Origin of the sequence: Olsenella porci (assembly GCF_009695875.1) — a bacterium.
Lineage (GTDB): Bacteria > Actinomycetota > Coriobacteriia > Coriobacteriales > Atopobiaceae > Olsenella_H > Olsenella_H porci.
In genome coordinates this window covers 60058-74952 of the sequence record NZ_VUNC01000008.1, presented here as the reverse complement: position 1 = coordinate 74952, position 14895 = coordinate 60058, and the positions used below count along the sequence as shown (strand labels likewise).

The window sequence follows — 14895 nt, the reverse complement described above, 5'->3', positions numbered from 1 at the left end:
CCGCCTCGTTCAACTCGTCCAGCTCCGAGGTCGCCAGCGCGACATTCGCGGCACTCCTCGAGGCACTGGTTCCACTGGCACCCGCCGCAGGTGTGCTTGCGGCAGTGTTGCTTGAACTCTCGCTAAAGGCATCCTCCGCCGACATCCTGATGCTGTTCGAGATGCTGTTGCTGTTCTCGGACTCGGACTCCGACGCGGCCGTGGATGCCGAGGCGGACTTGCTCTCGCTCGCTGCGGCACTTGCACTGTCGCTCGAGCTGCCCCTCTGGCTCCTGCTCTGCGAGGCAGAGTCGTCCTCTGCGCCAGAGGTTGAGAGGCTCGTGCTACCAAGGTCGCTGACGCTCGTCTCCACTGTCTCGGACGTCGCAGCACCAGTGGTGGTGGCTGCCCCTGTAGTGCCGGCAGCGACAGCCGTGACGCTGGCGGAGACAGTGCCGGGCGCCGCAGGACGTGCCGTCACTGCCGCGGTCGTTGTGGTGGGAGTCGTCAGGCTCGCGGACGCGCTGACCAAAGCGCTCGCGGAGACGGACTCGGACGAGCTGGCCGAGGCACTGCCCGACTCAGAGGTGGAGAAGGACGTGCTTGCAGACTCGGAGCTCGAGCCACTGGCGCTGCCCGACGTGCTTTCGGAGACAGACTCCGAGGACGACGCGCTTGCACTACCGGACTCGGAGACGGACGCACTGCCGCTGCCGGACTCGGACGCCGATCCGCTCTCCGAGGTGCTCCCAGAGGCGCTTGCCGACTCGCTGGTAGAAGCCGACCCGCTTGTCGACGCAGATCCAGAGGAGCTTTCACTCTCGGAAGCAGAAGCAGAGCCAGACCCAGAGGCGCTTGTGCTCCCGGACTCCGACTCGCTCTCGCTCTCGGACTCGGACTCAGAGGCGGACTCGCTCTCGCTGGCCGAGGTGGACTCGGACTCAGAGGTGGACGCGCTCTCGGACTCCGACTCGCTCTCGGACGTGCTCTCGCTGGCCGACTCGGACTCGCTCTCGCTGGCCGAGGTGGACTCGGACTCAGAGGTGCTGACGGACTCGCTCTCCGACTCGGAGGCGAACTCGCTCTCGGACTCGGAGGTGGACTCCGACTCGCTGACGGAGATGGAGGTCGACTCGCTCTCGCTGGCCGACTCGGACTCGGACTCAGAGGTGCTGACGGACTCGGACTCGGACTCAGAGGTGGAGGTGCTCTCGGACTCGGAGGCGGACTCCGACTCGCTCTCGGACTCCGACTCGCTCGTGCTCTCGGACTCCGACTCCGACGTGCTCTCGCTCTCGGACTCGGAGGCGCTGGTGGACTCCGACTCGCTGACGGAGGTGGACTCCGACTCGCTCGTGCTCTCGCTCTCGGACTCCGAGGTGGACTCGGACTCAGAGGCGGAGGTGCTCTCCGACTCGGACTCGCTCGTGCTCTCGGACTCGGAGGCGGACTCGCTCTCGGACTCGGAGGCGCTCTCGGACTCGGAGGTGGAGGTCGACTCGGACTCCGAGGCGCTCTCGCTCTCGGACTCGGAGGTCGACTCGCTCTCGGACTCGGAGGCACTCTCGGACTCAGACTCGGACTCAGAGGTGGAGGTCGACTCCGACTCGGACTCCGAGGTGCTGATGGACTCGCTCTCCGACTCGGAGGCGCTCTCGGACTCGGAGGCGCTCTCGGACTCCGACTCGGACTCAGAGGTGGAGGTCGACTCCGACTCGGACTCGCTCGCGCTCTCGGACTCCGACTCGCTCTCGCTGGTCGACTCGGACTCAGAGGTGCTGACGGACTCGCTCTCCGACTCGGAGGCGCTCTCGGACTCGGAGGTGGAGGTCGACTCGGACTCAGACTCCGAGGCGGACTCGCTCTCGCTGGCCGACTCGGACTCCGACTCGCTCTCGGAGACGCTGCTGGACTCGGACTCGCTGACGGAGGTGGACTCCGACTCCGACTCGCTCTCGGACGTGCTCTCGCTGGCCGACTCGGACTCGCTCTCGCTGGCCGACTCGGACTCGCTCTCGCTGGCCGACTCGGACTCGCTCTCGCTGGCCGACTCGGACTCGGACTCAGAGGTGCTGACGGACTCGCTCTCCGACTCGGAGGCGCTCTCGGACTCGGACTCAGAGGTGGAAGTCGACTCGGACTCGCTCTCGCTCTCGGACTCGCTCTCGCTGGCCGACTCGGACTCCGACTCGCTCTCGCTCTCGGAGACGCTGGTGGACTCGGACTCGCTGACGGAGGTGGACTCCGACTCGGACTCGCTCTCCGACTCGGACTCGGAGGCGCTCTCGGACTCGGAGGTGGACTCCGACTCGCTGACGGAGATGGAGGTCGACTCGCTCTCGCTGGCCGACTCGGACTCGGACTCAGAGGTGCTGACGGACTCGCTCTCGGACTCGGACTCGCTCTCGCTGGCCGACTCGGACTCCGAGGTGCTGGCCGACTCAGACTCAGAGGTGGATGAGCTCTCGGACTCCGACTCAGACTCGCTCGTGCTCTCGGACTCCGACTCGCTCTCGGACTCGGACTCCGACGTGCTCTCGCTCTCGGACTCGGAGGCGCTGACGGACTCCGACTCCGACTCCGACTCGCTCTCGGACTCGGACTCGCTCTCGCTGGCCGACTCGGACTCAGAGGTGCTGGCCGACTCAGACTCAGAGGTGGATGAGCTCTCGCTGGCCGACTCGGACTCCGACTCGCTCTCGCTCTCCGACTCGGAGGCGCTCTCGGACTCGGAGGTGGAGGTCGACTCCGACTCCGACTCGCTCGTGCTCTCGGACTCCGACTCGGACTCGCTCGTGCTCTCGCTCTCGGACTCCGAGGCGCTCTCGGACTCGGACTCCGAGGTGGACTCGGACTCGGACTCCGAGGCGCTCTCGCTCTCGGACTCGGAGGCGCTCTCGGACTCGCTGACGGAGGTGGACTCCGACTCGCTCGTGCTCTCGCTCTCGGACTCCGAGGTGGACTCGGACTCGGACTCCGAGGTGCTCTCGCTCTCGGACTCGGAGGCGCTGACGGACTCCGACTCGCTCTCGCTGGCCGACTCGGACTCGGAGGCGGACTCGGACTCGGAGGTGGACTCCGACTCGCTGACGGAGATGGAGGTCGACTCGCTCTCGCTGGCCGACTCGGACTCCGACGCGCTCTCGCTCTCCGACTCGGAGGCGCTCTCGGACTCGGAGGTAGAGGTCGACTCCGACTCGGACTCAGAGGTGGAGGCGCTCTCCGACTCGGAGGCGGATGCGCTCTCGGACTCGGACTCCGAGGTGCTGACGGACTCGCTCTCCGACGTGCTCTCGCTCTCGGACTCGGAGGTGGACTCCGACTCGCTGAGGGAGATGGAGGTCGACTCGCTCTCGCTCGTGCTCTCGGACTCGGAGGCGCTGACGGACTCGCTCTCGGACTCGCTGACGGAGGTGGACTCCGACTCGGACTCGCTCGTGCTCTCGCTCTCGGACTCCGAGGTGGACTCGGACTCGGACTCCGAGGTGCTCTCGCTCTCGGACTCCGAGGCGCTCTCGGACTCGGACTCCGACTCGCTCTCGCTGGCCGAGGTGGACTCGGACTCAGAGGTGGATGCGCTCTCGGACTCGGAGGTGGACTCCGACTCGCTGACGGAGATGGAGGTCGACTCGCTCTCGCTGGCCGACTCGGACTCGGACTCGGAGGTGCTGACGGACTCGCTCTCGGACTCCGACTCCGAGGTGCTCTCGGACTCAGAGGCGGAGGTACTCTCCGACTCGGACTCGCTCGTGCTCTCGGACTCGGACTCAGAGGTGGAGGTGCTCTCGGACTCGGACTCAGAGGTGCTCTCGCTCTCGCTGGCCGACTCGGACTCAGAGGTGCTGGCCGACTCAGACTCAGAGGTGGATGAGCTCTCGGACTCCGACTCGCTCGTGCTCTCGGACTCGGAGGCGGACTCGCTCTCGGACTCGGAGGTGGACTCGCTCTCGCTGGCCGACTCGGACTCCGACTCGCTCTCGGAGACGCTGGTGGACTCGGACTCGCTGACGGAGGTGGACTCCGACTCCGACTCGCTCTCGCTCTCGGACTCCGACTCGCTCTCGGACGTGCTCTCGCTGGCCGACTCGGACTCGCTCTCGCTGGCCGAGGTGGACTCGGACTCAGAGGTGCTGACGGACTCGCTCTCGGACTCGGAGGCGGACTCGCTCTCGGACTCGCTGACGGAGGTGGACTCCGACTCGCTCTCGGACTCGGAGGTGGACTCCGACTCGCTGACGGAGATGGAGGTCGACTCGCTCTCGCTGGCCGACTCGGACTCGGACTCAGAGGTGCTGACGGACTCGCTCTCCGACTCGGAGGCGCTCGTGCTCTCGCTCTCGGACTCCGAGGTGGACTCGGACTCGGACTCGGAGGCGCTCTCGGACTCGCTGACGGAGGTGGACTCCGACTCCGACTCGCTCGTGCTCTCGGACTCCGACTCGGACTCGCTCGTGCTCTCGCTCTCGGACTCCGAGGTGGACTCGGACTCCGAGGTGCTCTCGCTCTCGGACTCCGAGGCGCTCTCGGACTCGGACTCCGACTCGGAGGTGGAGGTCGACTCGGACTCGGACTCGGAGGCGCTCTCCGACTCGGAGGCGGACTCGGACTCGCTGACGGAGATGGAGGTCGACTCGCTCTCGCTCTCGGACTCGGAGGTCGACTCGGACTCGCTCTCGCTCGTGCTCTCGGACTCCGACTCCGACTCGCTCTCGCTGGCCGACTCGGACTCAGAGGCGGAGGTGGACTCGGACTCGCTCGTGCTCTCGGACTCCGACTCGGAGGTGGAGGTCGACTCGGACTCCGAGGTGGACTCGGACTCAGAGGTGGAGGTGCTCTCCGACTCGGAGGTGGACTCGGACTCGGACTCCGACTCGCTCGTGCTCTCGGACTCGGACTCAGAGGTGCTCTCGCTCTCGCTGGCCGACTCGGACTCCGACTCGCTCTCGGACTCCGACTCGCTCGTGCTCTCGGACTCGCTCTCGGAGGCGCTCTCGCTCTCGGACTCGCTGACGGAGGTGGACTCCGACTCCGAGGTGCTCTCGCTCTCGGACTCGGAGGCGCTCTCGGACTCGGAGGTGGACTCCGACTCGCTCTCGGACTCGGACTCCGACGTGCTCTCGCTCTCCGACTCGGACTCCGAGGTGCTCTCGGACTCAGAGGCGGAGGTGCTCTCCGACTCGGACTCGCTCGTGCTCTCGGACTCCGACTCGCTCTCGGACTCCGACTCGCTCGTGCTCTCGGACTCAGAGGCGGACTCGCTCTCGCTGGCCGACTCGGACTCCGACTCGGACTCGCTCGTGCTCTCGGACTCGGACTCCGAGGTGGACTCGGACTCGGACTCAGAGGTGCTGATGGACTCGCTCTCCGACGTGCTCTCGCTCTCGGACTCGGAGGCGCTCTCGGACTCGGAGGTGGACTCCGACTCGCTCGTGCTCTCGCTCTCGGACTCCGAGGTGGACTCGGACTCGGACTCCGAGGCGCTCTCGCTCTCGGACTCAGAGGTGCTGACGGACTCGCTCTCGGACTCCGACTCCGAGGTGCTCTCGGACTCAGAGGCGGAGGTGCTCTCCGACTCGGACTCCGACTCGCTCGTGCTCTCGGACTCGGACTCCGACGTGCTCTCGCTCTCGGACTCGGAGGTGGAGGTCGACTCCGACTCGGACTCCGACTCGCTCTCGCTCTCGGACTCGGAGGTCGACTCGGACTCCGACTCGCTCTCGCTCTCGGACTCCGACTCGCTCTCGCTGGCCGACTCGGACTCAGAGGTGCTGATGGACTCGCTCTCCGACGTGCTCTCGCTCTCGGACTCGGAGGTCGACTCGGACTCGGACTCCGAGGTGCTGATGGACTCGCTCGTGCTCTCGGACTCGGACTCAGAGGTGGAGGTGCTCTCGGACTCGCTGACGGAGGTGGACTCCGACTCGCTCTCGCTGGTCGACTCGGACTCAGAGGTGGATGCGCTCTCGGACTCCGAGGCGCTCTCGCTCTCGGACTCGGAGGTTGAGGTCGACTCCGATACGCTCTCGGACTCAACCAGCGACGTGCTCCTCGACTCGGAGGCAGACGTGCTGGCAGAGGCACTCGTCGAGGTGCTGGCTGACGCGCTCTCCATCGCGCTTTCGGAGGCGCTGCTGGAGTCGCTCAGGCTGGCATCCCTGCTCTGAGACTTGCTGGCAGATGCCGACGCACTCGCACTTGCCTCGGTGCTCAGGGACGAACTTGCAGACCTGCTTGCGCTTTCGGATGCCTTCGTCGACGCACTCGCGGAATCCGCCTGCGACTGCGCCGCACTGGCGGAGTGCGACACCGAGGTCAGCTCACTCCTGTCGTGGGAGTAGCTGTCCTTGCCCCTCTCGTAGTCAGCCTCGGAGAAGTAGTAGTTGCCCTTCGTGCTGAAGTAGCCACTCTGCGTTTCGCCTGCAGCGTTCGTGTATTCAGAAGCGCCCCATTTGTCATCCGTAAAGCCAGCAAGGTAACCTGGCCAGGCATATACCGGCTTCTTCTTCAGTACCATGATGCCGCTGACCTGCGACGGGTCAGAGTAGTGGGACAGCTGACGCCCACTCCTGTCCATCAGGGCGTTGCCGTCCTTGTCAACAGTGATGTAGTCGAAGTAGGCGTCCCTGACGCGCCCATACTTGTCGATGTAGACAACGTGAACGTAGTTGGCGTTGCCGGATTTCTTCTCCCAGGTTCCGTACTCGATCTTCGTAACCTGGCCATCCTGGTAGAAGCTATATTTCACCAGAAGGTTTGCCAGCTCGTCTCCAGCCCTCCAGTACGCGGAATCAGCAGCAAGCGACCTGTTCTCCACAAGCGCCCTCTCCTGAATCGCCTTCAGGTGCTGCCTCGCAACCTCAATCTGAGAGATGAGTTCCTCCAGGTACTGCTTCTGGAGGCCCGCCTCAGCGAACGAGGTGGAAGCGGAGGCGTAGGCGGAGTTTGCCTCGCTCACGGTCTGGGACAAACTGGCAGAGACGCTCTGCGTCCTCGACGCCTCCTCGGAGGCGGCAATCGAGAGAGACTCGCTCTGGGACTCGGACGCAGACTCCGCGGATTCGGACTGGGAGACGAGCGTGGACTCCTCCTGGGAGCGCTCTGCCGAGGCAGACTCCGAGACGGAGGTCACGGCGCTCGTCGAGAGGACGGTGGACTGCTCCGCCGACTCGCTTGCAGAAGCTATTGAGTCGGCCTCGCTCGACTGCTGGCTCTCGATCGTAGAGACGGACGCGCTCCTCTGGGTGGAGAGGCTCTCCGCCGCCGAGTCCCTCTCGGACGTCTCCTGGCTTGATGAGGCGCTAGCAGACGTGGAGGCCTCGGCGCTGGCGGATGTCGAGAGACTCTCAGAAAGGCTTGCATCGCTGCCGACCTGGGAGTCAGAGCCCTCGTTGCCCGCGGAGGCAGCACTCGCCTGCGACTCGACGGTAACCTGGTTTGCTTCGGAGCCAGCCTCGTCGGACTGGCTGCCCTCCGAGCCCGCAGCATCCGACTCTGCATACGACTGGGACTGGGGAGCCGGGGCGGCACTCCTGGCGGCGCTCACGTTCTGGGACTGTGGAACCTCGACGGTCTCCTGCGACGTCGCAACGGATTCCGACACCGTCTGGGAGGCGGTGGCGGCGCTCTCAAGCTCCTCCGTCTCGCTGTCCGTACTCGCAGAGTCCATCTCCTGCGCGTAGACGGTGTTACCTGGCCCCATCATCGTGGTCCCGATGAAGGTTCCCGTCGCGGCAGTAAATTTGAGAAGCGCGCTCTTCCGCTTCTTCTTGTTGGAAGAATTCTTATCCCGCTTGCTCTTCATGTTTTGTCCAGCCCCCACGTAAGCGCCCGACACGCTGAGACAATTATAGGAGTTGCCCTTGGCTCTCCAATATGATGTCTCTGCGCATCGTTCTGCCACAAAAATGACACTCCCATACATGCAGATTGGCTATCGATGCATGCAAAGCCGGAAGCTCGGCACGAATAGGAAGATTGCTTCGAACCCTCCGCAGAGCACGCTCTCTATCGAGAAACGCAGTGTCCTCCGCCCTTCAAAAATTTTCGGTTTCGTGGGATACAATCTGCCCGTCAGCCATCTGACGCTGCGTCACATGGGGTCTCGCATTGCGGCAAGTGGTGAGGAATGGACACGGAGCGATGCCGCGAGTTCGTGGTCCTTGCGCCGCAATCGCACTGAGGGCGATGCGAGAGGGCAAAGGCCATGGCGTGGTGATCAACATGGCTCGGTTTGGCCTGCAGGCGGGCCCGGGGCTGGGGCTGTACAGCGCGTCTCGCGCGGCAATTCTCTCGCTCACGGAGACGGCGAACGCCGAGGCGGCACGGGACTCGCTCCCCATCACGTCGTACCTGGTCGACTTCGAGAGCGGCGTGCGCGACTCCGAGGACGAGGTCGTGGCACTTGTCACCGACCTGTGCACGGGGGCATACCGTGGGGAGCCGGGATTGGTGAGGGTCTAACCAAAAGGACTCCTGCAGAGAAGGGACGGGGATGGCGTCCCGAGGCAGAATAAATCCAACAAGAGTACGTGACGCACCGTGCATGAGAATCCATGGCACGGCGCGTCTTTTGCTGTGCATCGGACAATGAGGTTTACCTGTGCCAGGTAGTAAGGGGTACCTCCGAACGTGGCGTAGTACCTGACTGCCTCCTGGGGACTCCTCCCGGGGAGCATGAGGCTCGCGTCTAAGCAGTCAAATGGCTTGAGCTCGATCTGCGCCGTACGTCGCCTCACCCTGCCCTAGCGCTCGGAGGCGGGGTCCTGCGATGCCGTTCCCTGGGCCTTGATGCGGGGGAGGATCCTGCGGCAGAACCACACGAGCGCGGCCACGCCAAATACGGCGATGACGGCGTAGGACATGATGTCGATCACGCTCGCCGCGCCAGATGCCGCCTGCTGCCAGGCGCCACCGGCCCAGTAGCCAAGCCCGCAGAGCACCGTGTTCCAGGCGAGCGAACCCACGAAGGTCATGAGCGAGAACCTGCCCAGCCCCATGCGCGACATGCCAGCGGGGATGGAGATGAGGCTCCTCACGATGGGGATGCAGCGGCAGATCAGGACCGTCTTCTGCCCCTTGGTCTCAAACCACCCAAAGGCGGCACGGACGTCCGTCTCCTCAAAGCCGAGCATGCGGGCGGGCCTGGACGAGAGGATGCGGGAGAGGCGCTCCTCGTCGAGCCTGGTGCCGATGGCGTAGAGCACGTACGCGCCGGTGAGCGACCCGATGGTGGCGGCGAGGATGGCGAGCGGGAGCCACAGGTCGCCCGTGCGCGAGAAGAAGCCGGCAAGCGGCAGGATGAGCTCGCTCGGGATGGGTGGGAACACGTTCTCGAAGAAGATGAGGCAGCCGACCGCGGCGTAGCCAAACTGCGAGATGAAGGAGAAGACCGCGTCCTGCATGGGGAACCTCCGTGATGGGCTGTATGACAGTCCCCATACTACGGAGGCGCCCTAACGGCCTCCCAACGGCAGGATAAACTCTGGATAAAGTCGCGGCGCAAGGTGAGAGAGTCGCATCCCCGCAGGTCAGAACCCAGACTCTTGGCCGGGCTGGGCGCGGACGGCGCTGCATGGGGACGGACTCGCAGCCCCTCCCCCACCATGGCGCCATCCGGCCCCGACCAAATCCCGCAGCCCCTCAGTCGTTGCGCACGATGTAGCCCGCCCCGCGCACCGTCTGGATGATGGCGGGGTGGGCCGGGTCGGCCTCAACCTTCTCGCGCAGCCGGTTGATGTGTACGGTCACGGTCGCCCCGTCGCCGATGGCGTCGAGCCCCCACACCCGCTCGTACAGGGCGTCTCGCGAGAAGACCGTCCCCTTGTGCGCGAGAAGGAAGGCGAGGAGCCCGTACTCGCGGTTGGTAAGCTCCACCAGGCTGCCCCGTGCCCACACCTCGTGGCTGCCGGTGTCCACGACCAGCCCCTCGGCCGTGAGGCGACGGGCCTCTCCCCCGCCGTCCGCCACGCTGCCCGAAGCCGCCTGACGGTGGCGTTGCGCCGTCGCGATGGCGGCCTTGACCTTTGCCACGAGGACGGAGGGCGAGAAGGGCTTGGTCACGTAGTCGTCCGCGCCAAGCCCCAGGCCGCGGATCTGGTCGATGTCGTCGGATCGCGCAGTCACGAGCAGAACGGGAACGGAGCCCTTTGCTCGCAGCTCCCTCAGGACCTCGTATCCGCTCAACCCCGGGAGCATCACGTCCAGGACCACGGCGGCAAAGTCCCCCTCGCACGCCATGCGCAGCCCCTCCGGCCCCGTCGCGGCAAGCTCGGTGCCAAAGCCGGCGACCTCCAGGTAGTCACGCTCTAGGAGGGCTATGTCCTCGTCGTCCTCCACGATCAGGACACGTTCCATCCGCCTCACCCCTTCGTCGTAGGGAAGCGCAGGAGGATCGCGAGCCCGCCCGTGGGAGACTCGCCCGCCTCCGCCGTGCCACCCATCCTCCTCATGGCACGCGCAACGATGGCCAGGCCCAGGCCAGAGCCAGAGCCCGTGTGCTGACGTGCGGGGTCGGTGCGGTAGAAGACGTCGAACAGGCACCGGCGCTCCTCCTCGGGGACCCCCTCCCCATCGTCGCACAGCGCGACCGTGGCGACGCCGTCCCTCTCGCCCACCCGCACGGTGAGGGTTCCGCCCGCGTCGTACTTGGCCGCGTTGCTCACGACGTTTGTGATGCAGCGCTGCAGCAGGGCCCGGTCGAGGCGGCACTCCACACGCTCCCCGGGCTCCTCGACGATGCGCAGCGTCGCCTTGTCGTAGGTTGGCGCAAGGTCGTCCAGGATGGCGTGGACCGAGCCACGCAGGTCGGCCGTCACGAGGTCGCAGGGGTAGTCGTCCAGGTCGAGCTTGGAGAACAGGAAGAGGTCCTCCACGAGGCGCGAGAGCTCGCTGGTCTTGCGCCGGATGGTCAGGAGGTAGCGTTCGCGCTGATCAGGAGTGGAGGCGATGCCGTCGAGAAGGCCCTCCACGTAGCCCCGGATCGACGTGAGGGGCGACCGCAGGTCGTGGCTGATGCCGGCGATAAGCTCGCGGCGGCGTCGCTCCTCGTCGATGCCGCGGCGCTCCGCCTCCTCCAGGCGTTCCGCCATCTGGTTGAAGTCATCGCAGATGGGGGCAAACTCGTCCTGCCGGGGATAGTCGATGCGGTAGGACAGCTCGCCGTCGGCGATGCGAGCCACGCCGTCGGCGAGCCGCGTAAGGCCATCGGTCACGCGGTCGTACACCAGGCGGCGGGCGAGCCGGTCCATCGCAAGCGTGGAGACGACCGCCGCGGCAAGGACCACGAGGGCCGATATGGCGATGGCGCGCTTGATGGCGTGCCCCCTGACCTCGGCGTAGTGGCCAAAGAGGGCAACGTGGTAGGAGCCCTCGGCGTGGAGGTACAGGCTGGTCCCCGCCGCGGAGACCAGCACGCCGTTGGTGTCGTCAAGCGCCCGGGCCGATGCCAGTAGTGCCTTCTCCTCGGCGGGCGTGCCAGAGCTGAACACGAGGCCGCCCGAGCCGTCGTACACCTGGAGCACGGCCCCGCTGCCCTCGACGCTCTTGGCGAGCGACGAGAGGGAGCCGTCCCTCTCAGCCTGTGGCCCGTCCAGGATGTGGCCCGCCGACTCCGAGACGATCCGCCCGAGCGTGGTCATGTCCTCGGCGTCGCTGATTCCCAGGTCGAGCCCCCCGCGCACCTGCACCAGGAACACCCCGATGCAGGCAAGGCCGACCGCCACGCACACGCAGAGGGGGACGAGCAGGGTCAGGACGTTGGAGAGGCGGAGGCGCTGCCGTATGGTCGAGAGGCGCGGCATCTGCGCCCTCCTTTCGCTTGGGGTCGTCGGGCGGCGGCACGGGGCGAGACGTGCGGGGCGCCGCTGCCCGTCAGACAGAGTTTACGGCGCTTCCCTCGGAGAATGTGTACACGCGGAACGAGCCTACCGACGCGGGAGACCTCCCCAGAATCTAGCCACCAAGGCTCCGAGCCACAACTATCCCAATAGGGAGTCAATAGGCCAAGAATGGAGCGGTCGTCATCCTTCCGGGCAAGCCTGCCCCTCCACGTGCGACAGGCCTCTACGGCCCCTCCTTAGAGCCCCTTGCTGCGAGGGAGGGCCACGGCAGCAAGTCGGGTGCCCCCCACGGTAGCCCTATTGGCAATGAACCCCCTATGTGTGCACTCTCTCCTTGCCGCTGAGGGAGCAGGGGTGCTGAGGAAATGCGAGTTGTGGCAATCGGGGCGTTCGAATGCACGCTAGGTGACGGGCTTGGGTGGGGTTGTGGAACCGTAACGGGCCCTGGGACGGACCCTGGGCTGCCAATGCCCCGCTTTCCTGGGCGGAATCGGCTTTCCGATTGCCACAACTCGAGATTCCTCAGCAGGCATGGCCCCCAGCGCCCGCCGCCCCGCCGTCTCTCCCGCCGGCAGCCAATCAGACTTTTAATCATGGTGGCAGATCGCTCGCGCGAGCACCTTCGCGGCCTCCCGGCGACGGGCCGGCCCACGTTTGCCCAGTTGGCGTCAGACCAACGTTCGGGCCGTGGCGAGAGGCCGCCCACGCGATCGTTCACGCAGACGGCCTGCTCGCATCTCCCAAGCACCGAGGCGATACCTCGGATTTGCCCGAGGTCGTAGGGAGGGTGCCCTACCGGGGGGATGAAACAGCCGGGCATCTTCCTCGACCTCGAGAACCTGCGGATGCCGACGGGTTGGGCTGCCGACACGCAGCGCCTCGGGTCTCTCCCCTACTCCAGGCCCTCGTAGTCCTCCCGGGAGACGGGCTCGAGCCACTCCGCGCTGGCACCCTCGGCGGGGACGGCGAGCGCGATGTGCTGGAACCACGAGTCGGCGGCCGCGCCGTGCCAGTGCTTGACCTCGGGCGGGATGCTCACCACGTCCCCGGGGGCGAGGGCGCGCGCGGGCTTGCCCCACTCCTGGTACCAGCCACTGCCGGCAATGCAGATCAACACCTGGCCACCCTTGTGGTGGATGTGCCAGTTGTTGCGGCATCCCGGCTCAAAGGTGACGTTAGCGGCGCCCAGCTGCGGGTCACCGAGCGGAGCAAGCCAGCTACGACCGACGAAATACTGGGAATAGGCGTCGTTGGGTTCGCCCATGGGGAAGACGGTCGAGAGGCCATGTGGCGCGTTGGGGTCGGCGGGCTCGTCGCCCCAGACGTCCTTGACCATGCGGAACACCGCCCAGCCCTTGGGCCAGCCGCAGTACATGGTGGCATGGGTCACCACCGCCACAATCTCGTCGCGCGAGACGCCGTGAGCCTTGGCGTTCTGCAGGTGGTACTTGAGCGACGAGTCGGTGATGCCCGACGCCATCAGCGTGACGACCGTGACGATGCACTTGGTCTTGGCATCGATGGCATCCTGCTCCCACACCTCCCCAAACAGCACGTCGTCGTTAAGGTGCGCGAACAGCGGGGCGATCTGGCCCAGCTGGTCCCTTCCCGCGGTCTGCTTCATGATTGCTCCTCTCTGTTGGCGGAGAGCGGCTTGCCGCCCCGCCGCTTGCATGATTTCCTCGGCCCTCCCACGGATTCACCGCTCGCGCGGAGCATCACCCCGTCGAATGGCGCTACAGCCCCAGCCCATCAACCCAGTCAGAAAGTTCGCGCTGGGATGGTGCTCCATTGAGGGCGCGCCCCTCGAGCACGCGCGCCTTGGGCAGGATCGTCCGAATGCGCTTCGTCGCCCCAGAGATACCGCTCCCACCGCTCGTGGCAAAGGCGACCACGGTCTTGCCGGACAGGTCACATGCCTCGAGGAAGGTGTCCACGATGCGCGGCTCCACGTACCACCAGATGGGGAAGCCCACGAAGACGACGTCGTAGCCGCTGACGTCGGGTACCCCTCCTGCCAGGGCGGGGCGCGAGGACTCGTCGCCCTTCTCGACCGAGGTCCTGCTCGACGCGTCATTCCAATCGAGGTCCGCCCTCGTGTAAGCCTTTGCAGGAACTATCTGGTACAGGTCGGCGCCCGCTGCCTTTGCGAGACGCTCCGCCACCCTGCCCGTGGTCCCGGTTGCGCTGAAGTACGCCACGAGTCTCTTGGCCAAGTCGACCATCCCCTTGCTTTCATTCATCTTCTTGCTCGAGGATGATTCTCAGACCTAAACCTCACTTTAGGTCAAGGATAACTTGGAGACTTTGCAAGAATGGCGCCTGCCACACTGGATAATGCTCGTCGCGCAAAGTTCCAACTCCTAGTGCCCGTGCGGAACGGCGGCGAGCTGGCCACGCTCAGAGACCAGGTCCGCGTGGAGGAGCCCCGCCAGGACCACGCCAAGGGGAACGAGTGCGCCCAGGAGCGACACGTACGAGAACGTCCGGCACATCACGGTCGAGACGATCGCGCCAACGACGAAGAAGCCCAGGAGCGAGGCATGGGTCAGGACTCGGTTGCGCAGGGCCTCGCTCTGCGGGTGGCGCGCAAGCTTGGCGAGGTTTGAGCCTATCTGCCTTATGTGGTTGGTCACGAAGGTGGTGGCGGCGGGGACGCCCTCGACCTGCCGGTAGGTGTTGAACTGCATGGCGCAGGCGAAGTTGAGGGTGACCTGACAGATCTGGTCGGGCCAGTCTGCCGGCATCAGGGCAAGGAACACAACCATTCCGACCTCAAGGGCAACCAGGAGCGTGTCCCATCGCAGGAGGTTCAGGCGCTTGATTGACTTGCCCATCCACTCGGAGAGAAACGACCCAAACAGGTAGGCACTGATAGGGAGCAATAGGTAGGAGGCATTGAGCCACTTGCCGTTGCCAGCCGCCATCGCAAGCAGGACGACGTTGGCGGTCTGAGCGTTGCAGAACACACCGCCACGCAGCGAGAACGTGTACGCCCCATACCACCCCGCAACCAAGATCAGAAGCCAGTACACCCAGCGCCTCTCGCACTCCAGATACCCCGCCTGTGTCATCTACC

General features: G+C 65.8%; 10 protein-coding genes. 4 read left to right on the top strand and 6 right to left on the bottom strand.

Features of this window, described 5'->3' with window-relative positions:
- The first annotated feature begins 104 nt into the window (after positions 1–104).
- The 4 genes from FYJ68_RS10515 to FYJ68_RS09310 all read left to right on the top strand — a co-directional run bounded on the left by FYJ68_RS10515 (position 105) and on the right by FYJ68_RS09310 (position 8439).
- Complete coding sequence (locus tag FYJ68_RS10515; protein ID WP_154436023.1) at positions 105–6143, top strand: clumping factor B; 6039 nt, start codon at positions 105–107, stop codon at positions 6141–6143.
- Positions 6144–6146: 3 nt separating this feature from the next.
- Positions 6147–6317: a hypothetical protein gene (locus FYJ68_RS09320; protein WP_154436021.1), complete on the top strand. Its 171-nt coding sequence runs from the start codon at positions 6147–6149 to the stop codon at positions 6315–6317.
- 738 nt (positions 6318–7055) lie between these two features.
- On the top strand, positions 7056–7658 hold the full coding sequence (locus FYJ68_RS09315; RefSeq protein ID WP_154436019.1) for a hypothetical protein: 603 nt from the start codon (positions 7056–7058) through the stop codon (positions 7656–7658).
- Between the two features lie 505 nt (positions 7659–8163).
- A complete protein-coding gene (locus FYJ68_RS09310) occupies positions 8164–8439 on the top strand; it encodes a hypothetical protein (RefSeq protein ID WP_154436017.1) in 276 nt (91 codons plus the stop codon).
- A 281-nt stretch (positions 8440–8720) separates the two neighbouring features.
- On the opposite strand, the gene FYJ68_RS09305 is transcribed toward FYJ68_RS09310, so the two are convergent.
- From FYJ68_RS09305 to FYJ68_RS09280, 6 genes are all read right to left on the bottom strand, one after another.
- Positions 8721–9380 (bottom strand): DedA family protein, encoded by a 660-nt coding sequence (locus tag FYJ68_RS09305; protein WP_154436015.1) that lies wholly within the window; start codon positions 9378–9380, stop codon positions 8721–8723.
- Between the two features lie 238 nt (positions 9381–9618).
- Positions 9619–10332: a response regulator transcription factor gene (locus tag FYJ68_RS09300; RefSeq protein ID WP_154436013.1), complete on the bottom strand. Its 714-nt coding sequence runs from the start codon at positions 10330–10332 to the stop codon at positions 9619–9621.
- 5 nt (positions 10333–10337) lie between these two features.
- Positions 10338–11777 carry a sensor histidine kinase gene (locus tag FYJ68_RS09295; RefSeq protein ID WP_154436011.1) on the bottom strand — a complete coding sequence of 480 codons (1440 nt, stop codon included), beginning with the start codon at positions 11775–11777 and terminating at the stop codon, positions 10338–10340.
- A 931-nt stretch (positions 11778–12708) separates the two neighbouring features.
- Positions 12709–13440, bottom strand: a complete 732-nt coding sequence (locus tag FYJ68_RS09290) for a carboxymuconolactone decarboxylase family protein (RefSeq protein WP_154436009.1) — start codon at positions 13438–13440, stop codon at positions 12709–12711.
- Between the two features lie 112 nt (positions 13441–13552).
- Positions 13553–14059, bottom strand: coding sequence for a flavodoxin (locus tag FYJ68_RS09285; RefSeq protein WP_229772168.1), 507 nt, complete (start codon positions 14057–14059; stop codon positions 13553–13555).
- Between the two features lie 120 nt (positions 14060–14179).
- A complete protein-coding gene (locus FYJ68_RS09280; protein ID WP_154436007.1) occupies positions 14180–14890 on the bottom strand; it encodes a YoaK family protein in 711 nt (236 codons plus the stop codon).
- Positions 14891–14895 lie beyond the last annotated feature (5 nt).

What these genes read in the sequence shown, in the direction of transcription:
- FYJ68_RS09305 (WP_154436015.1), bottom strand. Translation starts at nt 9,380, where the DNA reads ATGCAGGACGCGGTCTTCTCCTTCATCTCGCAGTTTGGCTACGCCGCG.
- FYJ68_RS09285 (WP_229772168.1), bottom strand. Translation starts at nt 14,059, where the DNA reads ATGAATGAAAGCAAGGGGATGGTCGACTTGGCCAAGAGACTCGTGGCG.
- FYJ68_RS09295 (WP_154436011.1), bottom strand. Translation starts at nt 11,777, where the DNA reads ATGCCGCGCCTCTCGACCATACGGCAGCGCCTCCGCCTCTCCAACGTC.
- FYJ68_RS09310 (WP_154436017.1), top strand. Translation starts at nt 8,164, where the DNA reads ATGCGAGAGGGCAAAGGCCATGGCGTGGTGATCAACATGGCTCGGTTT.
- FYJ68_RS09300 (WP_154436013.1), bottom strand. Translation starts at nt 10,332, where the DNA reads ATGGAACGTGTCCTGATCGTGGAGGACGACGAGGACATAGCCCTCCTA.
- FYJ68_RS09290 (WP_154436009.1), bottom strand. Translation starts at nt 13,440, where the DNA reads ATGAAGCAGACCGCGGGAAGGGACCAGCTGGGCCAGATCGCCCCGCTG.
- FYJ68_RS09280 (WP_154436007.1), bottom strand. Translation starts at nt 14,890, where the DNA reads ATGACACAGGCGGGGTATCTGGAGTGCGAGAGGCGCTGGGTGTACTGG.